At 63.5% G+C, this 11,671-nt stretch carries 8 protein-coding genes and 1 pseudogene; 3 read left to right on the plus strand and 6 right to left on the minus strand.

Annotation, left to right across the window (positions count from 1 at the left end):
- Positions 1 to 145 precede the first annotated feature (145 nt).
- Positions 146 to 727, plus strand: a complete 582-nt coding sequence (locus AC1DX0_RS22365; RefSeq protein ID WP_477223395.1) for a thermonuclease family protein — start codon at positions 146 to 148, stop codon at positions 725 to 727.
- A 109-nt stretch (positions 728 to 836) separates the two neighbouring features.
- On the opposite strand, the gene AC1DX0_RS22370 is transcribed toward AC1DX0_RS22365, so the two are convergent.
- Positions 837 to 1,427, minus strand: coding sequence for an SOS response-associated peptidase (locus tag AC1DX0_RS22370; protein ID WP_477223396.1), 591 nt, complete (start codon positions 1,425 to 1,427; stop codon positions 837 to 839).
- Positions 1,428 to 1,485: 58 nt separating this feature from the next.
- Between AC1DX0_RS22370 and AC1DX0_RS22375 the strand changes: the two genes are divergently transcribed.
- A complete protein-coding gene (locus tag AC1DX0_RS22375; protein WP_477223397.1) occupies positions 1,486 to 1,992 on the plus strand; it encodes an SOS response-associated peptidase family protein in 507 nt (168 codons plus the stop codon).
- Positions 1,993 to 2,050: 58 nt separating this feature from the next.
- Entirely contained in the window at positions 2,051 to 3,136 is a 1,086-nt protein-coding gene (dinB, locus tag AC1DX0_RS22380) for a DNA polymerase IV (RefSeq protein WP_477223398.1), read from the plus strand.
- A gap of 49 nt (positions 3,137 to 3,185) precedes the next feature.
- On the opposite strand, the gene AC1DX0_RS22385 is transcribed toward dinB, so the two are convergent.
- The 5 genes and pseudogenes from AC1DX0_RS22385 to AC1DX0_RS22405 form a co-directional block, all read right to left on the minus strand.
- The gene (locus AC1DX0_RS22385) at positions 3,186 to 3,353 is read right to left on the minus strand and encodes a hypothetical protein (protein WP_019863578.1); all 168 of its coding nucleotides are present in this window, start codon (positions 3,351 to 3,353) and stop codon (positions 3,186 to 3,188) included.
- 355 nt (positions 3,354 to 3,708) lie between these two features.
- Positions 3,709 to 4,638, minus strand: a complete 930-nt coding sequence (locus AC1DX0_RS22390) for a DUF2493 domain-containing protein (RefSeq protein WP_477223399.1) — start codon at positions 4,636 to 4,638, stop codon at positions 3,709 to 3,711.
- A 357-nt stretch (positions 4,639 to 4,995) separates the two neighbouring features.
- The gene (locus AC1DX0_RS22395; protein WP_477223400.1) at positions 4,996 to 6,054 is read right to left on the minus strand and encodes a DUF7146 domain-containing protein; all 1,059 of its coding nucleotides are present in this window, start codon (positions 6,052 to 6,054) and stop codon (positions 4,996 to 4,998) included.
- A complete protein-coding gene (locus tag AC1DX0_RS22400; protein ID WP_477223401.1) occupies positions 6,054 to 10,364 on the minus strand; it encodes a strawberry notch-like NTP hydrolase domain-containing protein in 4,311 nt (1,436 codons plus the stop codon). Before AC1DX0_RS22400 ends, AC1DX0_RS22395 begins: the two co-directional genes overlap by 1 nt.
- Positions 10,365 to 10,526: 162 nt before the next feature.
- Positions 10,527 to 11,671 (minus strand): annotated as a pseudogene (locus tag AC1DX0_RS22405) (DNA-binding protein); the annotation flags it as partial.

Raw genomic sequence — 11,671 nt, forward strand, 5'->3', positions numbered from 1 at the left:
CCCGCCCATCTCAGCCGAACAGTTCTTTTTGCTGGCGCTGACCGACCCGTCGTTGCAAATAAAGGTGCTGCCCTGGCAGTGTGAGATCCCACCCTTATGACCGCTGCACGGGGTGTTCGCAGCAAAAGCCGGCTGGGCGCCAATCATGGCCAACAGCGCGGCAGAAACACACAGCCTCAACACCTCTAGGAAAGCCCCTTTATCCACCATGCAAAGCTGTAACATTGCCATTGGCAACGAAATAGTGCGCGCCTTAGCAATCGTGCTGGCCATGGTTCTCGGCGCCCACAATGCCATGGCCCTGCCGCTCGCTGGCGTCCCGTCCGTTATCGACGGAGACACAATCGAAATCCACGGCACGCGTATCCGCCTCTATGGCATCGACGCGCCCGAAAGCGCCCAGATGTGGCTCGATGGAACCGGCAAGAAATATCGCTGCGGGCAGCGGTCATCCCTGGCCCTCGCGGACTTCCTCGACGCACACCGCCCCACGTCATGCATCGAGGTCGGGAGAGACCAGTTTCGGCGCATGGTGGCTGTCTGCACAACCGGCGGCGTTGATATCGCGGAGTGGTTGGTCAGGCGCGGCTACGCCCTCGACTGGCCGAAATACAGCGATGGCTACTATGCGCGGGTCCAAGCTGAAGCTCGAGCGGCGAAGTCTGGACTATGGATCGGATCGTTTGAGCAGCCTTGGGATTGGCGCAAGAGAATGACCGTCCACTAGCGGCTCGGCGATATCCCGCCTCAGCGCCGACTTCCTGCATCAAGCTTGGTTCGTGACCAATTCTGCGACAGCTTGACCGCACGACTAAGTCGCCACACCGACAGCCCCATCAACCGACCTGCTCGACGGAGAGCGTCCCGGCCGGTAGCGGCTTGATCAGAGATTTGGCGGACACCGATGGATCAAGCCAGCTCGCCCAATCCTTCCGCTCCAGGATTACGATCTGCCGATCGTGATAGGGGGCGATGTCAGGACCCGGTTCCATCGTGAGCATGGTGAACGCTTCACCGACATCACCGGTCTCGCGCCAGATCCCGGCGATGCAGAAGATCGGCTCGTCGCGCTTGGTGAAGAGCCACTTGTCCTTGCGCTTCTTGCCCTTCTCAGTCGGGTCGGTGAACTCGTAGAAGCCATCGGCCGGAATCAGGCAGCGGTTCGAGGCGAACTCGCGGCCGTCCGAGCGGAAGTTGTAGACCGGCCGCTTGTTTTGTCCGGGCCAGCTCCACCGGCGCTGAACCAGATCACCCTCGCCGCTCGCGCCGGCGACCGGGCGGATAATCGGCCCGATATCCGTTATCTTGATATCCTCGCGCGCCTCAATGTTCGGCGAGCCTTCGCTGAAGCGGATTTTGATCTTCAGATCGGCGAAGTCCTCGACGATCGAGGCGACATCCACCATCAGCCGATAATCATTGCACATGTGTCACCCGTTTCTCGGCGTTGCGCGGCAATCATGTTCCTGTTATGTTCTTTTGACTATGAGCGCAACAGTTTTCGATTCCGATGCACCGCTCGACGAACGCCGCATCATCATAAGACGCTACGGCGGTAATGTTGAGATGCTTGAGTTGCCGTGGGGACTTCAGCCGAAGGCACCGGGCGGCCGACCGTTCGCCGTCGTGCGCGCAGAAGACCGATCGTTTCCCAGCCATCGCTGCCTCGTGCCGGCGTCCGAATTCCGGCATTGCAGCCAGGGAAAGAACCACAGCTTTCGCCTCGCGAGCGGTGATTGGTTCTATTTCGCCGGCATCTGGCGGCCAGCGACGCGCGATTGGCCGGAAGCCTACGCAATCCTCACGATCCAGGCCAACGACGATATCGCGCCCTACCATGACCGGCAGATGGTGGTGCTGCGCCGGGACGAACGCTCGGCTTGGCTCGACATGACGCACCCGGAACACGAAGTCCTTCGCCCCCTTCCCGGGAGAAGTTTCGCGATTTCGCGTCTCCGCCAGAGTCGCAGACAGGCTGAATTTGCGATCTGAAGATTGTAGGATCTTTCGGGACGAACCTTAGACGCTGGCGAAATGATATTGCAGTCAAATGGCCTCTGAAAGCGGCGCTGGCCCGCGCAAGATCATCCATGTCGACATGGATGCGTTCTATGCGTCGGTCGAACAGCGCGACAATCCAGAACTCCGCGGCAAGCCGCTTGCCGTCGGCGGAGCCGCCGCCCGCGGCGTGGTCGCGGCCGCAAGCTACGAGGCCCGCGCCTTCGGCGTTCGCTCCGCGATGCCTTCGGTCACCGCAAAGCGTAAATGCCCCGAGCTGATCTTCGTGCCGCCCCGCTTCGACGTCTACCGGGGGGTCTCGGCTCAGATCCGCGCCGTTTTCGCCGAACACACCGATCTCATCGAACCGCTCTCGCTTGACGAGGCCTATCTCGACGTGACGCAGAACCGGCTCGACATTGCGTCTGCCACGACAGTCGCCGAGATGATCAGGGCGAAGATCCTGCTGGTGACCGGTCTCACCGCTTCCGCGGGCATCTCGTACAACAAATTTCTCGCCAAGATGGCGTCCGACCAGAACAAGCCAAATGGCCAGTTCGTCATCACGCCACGTCACGGGCCTGCCTTTGTCGAGACCTTGCCAGTCAAGAAATTTCACGGCGTCGGTCCTGCGACAGCCGCGAAGATGGAAGCGCTCGGCATCGAGACCGGCGCCGATCTCAAGGAGAGGTCGCTCCCGTTCCTGCAGCAGCATTTCGGAAAGTCTGGGCTCTGGTACTATCAGATCGCGCGCGCCGTCGACGAACGCGCGGTCGAGCCGGATAGGCCACGCAAGTCGATCGGCGCCGAGGACACCTTCGCTGTCGACATCGTCGATCTCGATGCATCGCTCGCCGAACTCAAGCCGCTGGTGACCAAAGTCTGGGGATACTGCGAGGGCAAAGGCATTCGGGGCCGGACCGTCACGCTGAAGATTAAATTCGCCGACTTCCAGCAGATCACGCGCAGCCGCACGGTGGCGGTGCCGATCGAATTTTCCGATTTCGAGGAACTCGCAGGCGATCTCCTGAGGTCGGTATTTCCGCCGCGGAAAGGAATCCGCCTGTTGGGCATCACACTCTCGTCGCTGGGCGACGTGTCGCTGCCGGATCAACGTCAACTGCGGTTCGAACTGTAGCGCTGCCTCGAGCCGGGCGCAAAGGACCACCGGCCGCAACTTGTCCGGATCATCGCTCGTGTGGATCGATCTCGCGGACGATCTGGGAAACCTCTCCTTCATATTCGTCGGCCCGCACGACCGTGAGTGTTCCGTCGCCGGCGCGGAAGATGACGATGCTGACCATCAGGCTGGTGGCGAGGCTGAAGGCGAAGGCGTTGGCTTCTACGAGGGACATTTTTCCGGCTCCTGTTCTGGAAGCGGGGAGCGATCCCCGCGTGACAGGCGCCCGATGTGTCCGGCCGAGGGCCGCAATCACCGTGAAGGCAAGGCCGAAACGGCGGCACGCTTTGCGTAGTCCGACCCTTTATGGGTTGATGGCATCAGGCCCTCGGATCGGACCAAGGAATTGCGCCGACAACCGCGGGGATCGGTTCCCTGCCCTCCATTCCAGGACGAGATGCGATGTGAATCTCGTGGTTCGCCGCCTTGCCTTCATCGACGCCACACCGGCAGGATCAGTCGTCCGATCACGCGCCAAGAACGACGGAAATCAGAGCGAATGATTTGAGGCGGGTCGACTGGTGGCGCCTTCACGTGGCGCCGAACTTCATCACCGGAATGCCGAGCCTGCGGGCCTTGTCGGCGAGGTTGTCCTGAATGCCAGAGCCGGGGAAATGAATGACGCCAATCGGCAAGGTGTCGAGCATGGCGTCGTTGCGCTTGAAGGGCGCGGCCTTGGCATGCCTGGTCCAGTCCGGCTTGAAGGCAATCTGTGGCACCTTGCGACTGTGAGCCCATTTGGCCGCGATCAACTCGGCACCTTTTGGTGATCCGCCGTGTAGCAGAACCATTTCCGGATGCTTGCCATGGACCTGGTCGAGCTTGGCCCAGATCAGCAGATGATCGTTGAAATCGAGCCCGCCGGTGAAGGCGACTTTCGGTCCGGGTGGCAACAGCAGCTGGCTGTCTGCATGCTTCCTTGCGGCAACGAAGTCCCGGCTGTCGATCATTGCCGCGGTCAGGTTGCGATGGCTGACGAGAGAGCCCGAACGCGGGCGCCAGATCGAGTGGGTGTGACGCTCGTAGTGCTCGGCGGCCTGGTCGCGCATCAATTCGAAGGCGCTGCGGCGTTCGAGCAGTGTCTGACCTTGGGCGATGAGGCGCTCGAGTTCGACCGACTTAACCTCGGATCCATCTTGTTCGCGCTGCAGCCGCTGCTGGCAAAGCTCGTTTTCATCGAGCTCGCGTTCGATCCGCTTGGTCGCGCGATGGAACAGATTGACTGTACCCCACAGCAACTCCTCAAGGTCGGGCTCAAGGCGTGTGTCGGCCATCGCCACCAGGAGAGCGTCGAAGATGTCGGCGATGCTGGCTGCCACGACCCGGCCTTCGGGAAGCGGCCGCGGATCGGGTTCATCGTCGAAGGGACGGTAGCCATAGAGCTGAAGCTCCTGCAGGACGTGGTCGATGGGTGATGATGCGGGTTGCGGCTCGAAGTCGGTATCGTGCTCGGTGCTCATGGCGGCTTGCCTTCGTGGGACCGGCCGCGCCCATCGCGGCCTTCATGGCGACGAAGGCGATGGACGATCCGGACTTGCACCCGAAGCGCCAGCGCAGGGCCGGAACGGGAGTGAAGGATGGCGAAGCCCGGCTATTTTGGTTCGCGATGGAAAGGCCCGAAGACGGGGTCCCGCGCGGCTCGCCGCCCGGGGTGGCAAGGGCCGCCGGAAAATAGCCGGACGCAGCCATTGCCTGTCCGGACCGGCCGGCGCCCGATCGCCCTCTGGAAGGCCGTGGGCCGCCCCTCGCCCCAGCGGAGGTCCCCCCTGCGCACCGAGGTACGCTTAGCAAATGCCACCCCTCCCTTCCCCTTCCGGTCAGGCCGCCAGCTTCATGAAGCGTTCGACATCCCGTGGCGCGATCTGAACCCGCAGGATCCGCCTCAGCGCATCGGCGCCGAGCAGACGCAGATCCTCGTTGAAGTCGCCAAGTTTCGGCGTCAGAACCATCGCCTCGATACCGGCGGCGCTGGTGCGTTCAATGAGGGTTGCCACTGCTGCGTCGCCTGCCGGATCATTGTCGCGGGCGATGTAGAGCCGCCGCAATGTGTCAGGGAACAGGACTGCGGACAGATGCGCCGCCGACAGCGCCGCCAGTGCCGGCATGGCGGGCAGGACGGTGCGTTGCGACAGCATGGTCTCGATGCCTTCGCCGGCGGCCATGACATCACGGCAGCAGCCGAAGCGGACGGCATGACCGAGCAGTTCGCCCATGGCCCGCCTCGGCGTGTCGATCGGAGCGCGGCCGAGATTGGCCGCGCTGAATCCGCCCGGGTCGAGCCAGGTACGGTGGGCGCCGGTGAGCTTTCCTTTGAGGTCGGTGACCGTCGCGATCATTGCCGGCCATGTTTCGGTGGGGCCGCGCTCCGGACGATGATAGCAGCGCGGATGAAACCGAAGGCTCCCGGTTTCATGCAAGGCTGTAATCGCGCGTCCACGCAGATACGTCTCCACAAGCGTTCCTGGTATCGGCTGCGACATGGAGACCAGCCGCCGCGCCGCTTCGGGAGAGCCGCCGGCAGCGGGAACGGCTTGCTCCCGCCGGTCCTTTGGTTCGTTCGTCGTCAGGGGCATCGACAGAAAGCTGCGCGCCTCGTCGCAGATGTCCTTGAAATCGACAAGGCCAAGCGATTCCGAAATGACGTCCAGAAGGTCGCCATGCTCGCCGGTGGCGGCGTCAGTCCATTTGCCGGCGGCGCCCTTGCCGGAATCCGATCCCTTGAGACGGACAAACATCGAGCGCCCCGGCGCATTGCGGGCGTCGCCAACCAGCCAGTAGCGGCCCTCACGGCGACCGTTGGAAAGGTAGCGGCGGCAAACCGCCTCCGCCACTTGGGCGAGACGGCTTGCCAGTTCGGACGCATCGCGAGGCGGCATCACGTGGCCTCCCTCTCGCTGATGCGCTGTATCGGATGACGCTCGATGACCTTGGCAAGCACCGCAGGCCCGCTAGCGTCCGCGGGCACGAACATGCGCAGCTTCCAGGAGATGATCTCGTGGAAAAGTCCGTAGGCCGTTAGCCGCTCGCGCATGGTATCGGTGAAGCCCGACAGCTCGATGCGATTGGCGCCCATGATGCGGACGCGGCGCAGATGAAGTCCCTCCTCGAGGTCGAGCATCGTTCGCCCATCCGCAAGGGCGTTGAAGGCATCTTGTGCCGTCAGCATGCTCACACCGGTTGCGAGCGCGCCGGCGGCCCATGCGGCCGAAACCCTGCGTCCGATGATGCGCTCCCCCTCGTCGGTCTGGAGCCGATAGACCCGGCTCGATTCGTTTGGAAGTCGCTTCCAGATCGGCAGCAGCAGCCCCGCGACGATGTGGATGGTCGAGTCGGAGAAAGTCGGGACGCTCGCGACCTCGGCGTTCCAGGCGGCGGCGAAGGTCGCGCGATCAGCCTGCTGCCAATGACTGTCCTCCATCATACGCAGGGAGGCATGGTGTTGTTCCATCGGCCGGATCAGCCGGACGCGCCGCTCGATTTCGCCATCATCGAGCATGAACGATGGCGCCGGAACCTGCACGGCAGCACGCCCTGAGCGTTCGTTGACCAGCAGGATGGCGCGCTGGTCGTCGAGCTGGGCGACAGCTTCCTCGACGGGCACGGGCCGGTTGCGCTGGCGCTGATCGATGGTGAGGAGCTGCGTTTCGGCGCCGGTGCCCGGATGGGTGTAGATCGCCCGCCGATCGGTGACGACGAAGCTCTCCGCTCGCAGCGTTTCGAGCCCAAGATCATAAACCCCGGCAGCGATGGCGCCTTCCACCTTCGCGGTGAGCAACTGCTCGAAAGCCGCGAACAGGATGTCTTGCAGTTCGATGGTGAGCGCCAGCAGTCTATTGAGGAAAGTGGTGATCGGCGGCAACTCGTCCTTGATGCCGTTCTCGTCCGTCAGCGTCAGCCCCGTGGTCTGCTCGAACAGCTTGAGTGAGCAGCCCTCCACCTTGCCGCGGACGATCAGCAGATAGAGCTGGCGCAGCGCATCGCGCGCATAATGCGATTCCAGATTGTCCTCCGGCCGGAACAGGCCCTGCCCGCCGGTCTGGCGCTGGCCTCGCGTGATCGCGCCCAGCGTATCGAGACGCCGGGCAATCGTGGAGAGGAAGCGTTTCTCGGCCTTCACGTTGGTGGCGATCGGTCGAAAAAGCGGCGGCTGCGCCTGGTTGGTCCGATGCGTTCGGCCAAGGCCCTGGATAGCGGTATCGGCTTTCCAGCCAGGCTCCAGAAGATAATGGATGCGCAGGCGCGTGTTCCGCGCCGAAAGCTCCGCATGGTAGCTTCGGCCCGTCCCGCCGGCATCGCTGAACACCAGGATGCGCTTGACGTCATCCATGAAGGCCTGCGTCTCGGCGAGATTGGCCGATGCCGCGCGGCTCTCGACCATCAGGCGTTCGCCCTTCCTGACGATGCGTCGTGACCGGCCCGTCACCTCCGCGACCATGTCGGTACCGAAGCGTTGAACGATCTGGTCGAGCGCGCCAGGAACCGGTGGCAAGCTCGCCAGCTGCTCGATCAGGGGCGTGCGGCGCGCGACCGCCTCGCGGCTTTCAACGGGTTGGCCGTCGCGAAACACCGGCCTCGACGACAGGTTCCCTTCCGAATCCGTGAAGGGTTCGTAGAGTTGAACTGGAAAGGAATGCTCGAGGTAATCGAGCACATATTCGCGTGGCGTGATGTCGACGCGGACATCGTTCCATTCCTGCGTCGGCACCTCCGCCAACCTGCGTTCCATCAGCGCCTCGGCGGTGGAGACGATCTGAATAACGGTCGAATGCCCGAATTGGAGATCCTGCTCGATCGAGCGGATCAGCGTCGGCGTCTTCATCGATGTCAGCAGGTGACCGAAGAAGCGCTGCTTGGCGCTTTCGAAGGCCGAGCGCGCGGCGGACTTGGCCTGGCGGTTCAACGTGCCGCTGTCGCCGGTGATGTTGGCGGCCCGCATGGCCGCGTCGAGATGGTTGTGAATGACTGCAAAAGCGCCGGCATAGGCATCGTAGATCCGCCGTTGCTCAAGCGTCAGTTCATGCTCGACCAGTTCATATTCGACGCCGTCGAAGGAGAGCGAGCGTGCCGTATAGAGGCCGAGCGCGCGAAGGTCCCGGGCGAGCACCTCCATTGCTGCCACGCCGCCCGCCTCGATCGCCTCGACGAACTCCGCGCGGGTCGAGAACGGGAAGTCCTCGCCGCCCCAGAGGCCAAGCCTCTGGCCGTAAGCCAGATTGGCGACGGTTGTCGCGCCGGTGGCGGAGACATAGACGACACGGGCGCCGGGCAGAGCATGCTGCAGGCGCAAGCCGGCGCGACCTTGCTGTGAGGGTGCGACATCGCCACGTTCTCCCTTGCCGCCGCCGGCATTCTGCATGGCGTGCGCCTCGTCGAATATGAGTACTCCGTCGAAATCCGAGCCCAACCATTCGACTATCTGCCTGACGCGCGAAACCTTCTCGCCATGGTCGTCGGAGCGCAGCGTGGCATAGGTTGTAAACAGGATGCCTTCGGGAAGCGTGATGGTGCGCCCTTGCGGAAAGCGCGACAGCGGCGTGACGAGCAGACGCTCCATGCCGAGCGCGGCCCAGTCGCGCTGTGCGTCCTCAAGCAGCTTGTCTGATTTCGAGATCCACACGGCCTTGCGCCGGCCTTGCAGCCAGTTGTCGAGCACGATGCTCGCCGACTGCCGGCCCTTGCCGACACCGGTCCCGTCGCCGATGAAGAAGCCGTGCCGGAAGCGCACCGCCGCCGGCGCTTCATCGGGTGCTGCTTTGACAACATCGAGCGTGTGGTCGACTGACCACGATCCGGCGAGAAACCCGCAATGGGCCTCGCCGGCCAGGATCACCGTTTCGAGCTGCGCGTCGGAAAGGGACGTCAGGATGTCGTCAGGCAGGGTCGGGCGATAAGTGGGCTTTGGCGGCGCGACAGACGCCATCGCCGCGGACTGGACCAGCCTGGTCGGGTGCGCCTGTGAGCCGGGAATACGGATCGTTTGCAATCCATATTCCTCGTAGATCGCGTCGGTCAGCCGTGCTCCCTCGACGGGCGTCCAATCGACCGTCTCGTACGACAGTTCAACGCCGACCGGCTCGGACAGCTGCCGGTGAACTGGGCCTGTGACAGTGCGGGCGAGATAGCCGCGAACCGTCGGCGGAGTGGCAGGAACCACCCTGACCGCCTCGGCGACCGGCAGCCTTGCTGGAACGTGTTCCTCGATCCAACTGAGCAAAGCGGAGACGTCCGGCGCAACGCCGAGCGCATTCGGAATGAGGAACGTTTCACCAGCGGGCCCCTTGTCGAAGACCGTCAGTCGGGTCTCGATCATCGTGCCATGCTTGGCATAGACGGCGCCACTGATCGTGGCGGTGAAAACGACACGACCATGCTCCTGGAGGCGCACGAATGCATCGCGCCACGCTGGCATCTCCGGCCCGAAACTCGCACCGGTGATGGTGACCAGCCGGCCCCCGTCGGCAAGTCGGGCGAGGGCTGAGGCGACATGGCGATAGGCCGCATCCGCGACGCGACCACGCACATTGGCGAGGACCGAGAACGGCGGATTCATCAGCACGACGGTGGGCAAGCTGGCGGGATCGAGATGATCATCGATCTGGGCCGCGTCGAACCGCGTGACCGCAAGGGCCGGGAAGAGAATGGACAGCAGGCCAGCACGGGTCTCTGCAAATTCGTTCAGGACAAGCGAGCCGCCCGCGATCTCGGCGAGGATGGCTAGCAGCCCGGTGCCGGCGGAAGGTTCAAGGACTCGGTCGAACGCAGTTATGGCGGCCGCGGAGACGGCTGCCAGGCCCAGCGGGATAGGTGTCGAGAATTGCTGCAGCGCCTGAGTCTCCTCGGAGCGGCGGGTATGCGTGGGCAGCAGGTCGGCGATCCGGTTGAAAAGCGGTAAGGCGGATGTCATGGAGCCGGCCTTGCGCAGAAGCGACCTGCCGTATCTGCGCAGGAACAGCGCGGTCGCGGCCTCGCAGGCGTCATAGGCCATCGCCCAGTTCCAGGCGCCGCTCGTGTCGGAGGCTCCGAATGAAGCTTCCATCGCGCTTCGCAGGACGACGGCATCGACGCGCCGGCCGCATTCGAGGTGGGGGAGCAGATGCAGGGCTGCCGCGTAGACCGCTGCGGCTGGATCGACAGGCGCGGCGGAAGGGACCGAACCGCCGACTACTGCGGGAGACAAGACGTTCATTGGAGATTCTCTGGAGAGCGAGACCGGGAAAATCCCGCCGGCGCTCTCTCTGACCGGACGGGCTCAAACCCGTCCCTGCCCGGACACTCACTCTCATCACAGGACGCAAAAACGCCCGGCACTCTTGCGAGAGCCGGGCGATAAGCTCGGGAGGAAGACGGCCTATTCGGCGGCGTCTAGCTGTTTTTCTTCTTGGTCGACCAAAGCGACATCGTTGTCACCTGCCAGGAATTCAGGCAGAGCTTCATCTTCGTCGCCAGCGGCAAGCCGCAGAGGCTCGGGCAGCCAGCCACTATCGGCGAGCAGGCGTTCAGCTTCCTTGGCCATGTCGCCCTTCTTGAGGTGGTCGATGAGCTGGGAGGCGCGCTCGCCAGCACCCTCGCGAACGGCTTCGAGGATACGCGCCTTGGTGACGCGGCCGAGATAGTTGCCGACAGTGGGGCGCCATCCGGCGGCGATCATGTCGAGCCCAACTGCCCGAGCAAGGCGATCGGCATCCGCAAGGCGCTGCTGGACGCCGTGCGTTGAGATGGCGCCGTTACCGTAGCGATCGGCCCTTTCGTAAAGGGCGTTGACGCCGAGGGATGCGCAATGGGCGAACAGCTCAGCTTGCTCGGTACCCGTCAGTCCAGAGAGCGCGTCCCACAGGTCGGCGACGTCCGTTGGAAGACGCTTTTCCCAGGCCTCGTGGCTGGCCTGGATCGAGCGCGCATACGTCGTATCTCGAAGCCCTTCCGACTGGACTGGAAAGACTGTGCCACGGACAAAGACTTCCATCGCCACGCCTTGCGCGCTGTAGCGAGAGAAAGCGTCACGGACGAATTTGTGAAGCACGGCCAGAAAAGCGGTTGCCGAATCGTTTGCGAGCTTGTCACGCAGAGCCAGCGTGCGATCCGCGGTCAGTTCCATGATCAGCCGATCCGGCAATGGCTTGATGCCATCCTCCTCATCATCGTCCGTGTCGACCGGCTGGCCACCGATCGTGATGACGGCCCGCTGATTAGAGCCTGTGGCCGAAGCGCCGGATCCGTCGATGCCGGGATCGTTGTCGCCCTCGGCCGTTAAGGGCGCCTCATCCTCCGGCTTCACATAGCCGCGCTCCACGAGAAGCGCTCCGTCCGTATCGATGCTGACGAAGACACCCGCACGCACGATTTCCGCCGGATCGAAACGAACGGGGCGCGCCTCGATCGATTTGATCGCCGTTTCGATCTCGCCAAACCGCTGGTCGACGTCATCCGGCAACTCGTCCGCCTCCTCGTACTGCTTCTGAAGCTTGTCGAACTCCCCACGCAGCGCATCGAGCG

Source organism: Mesorhizobium sp. P3_A9, assembly GCF_056402975.1.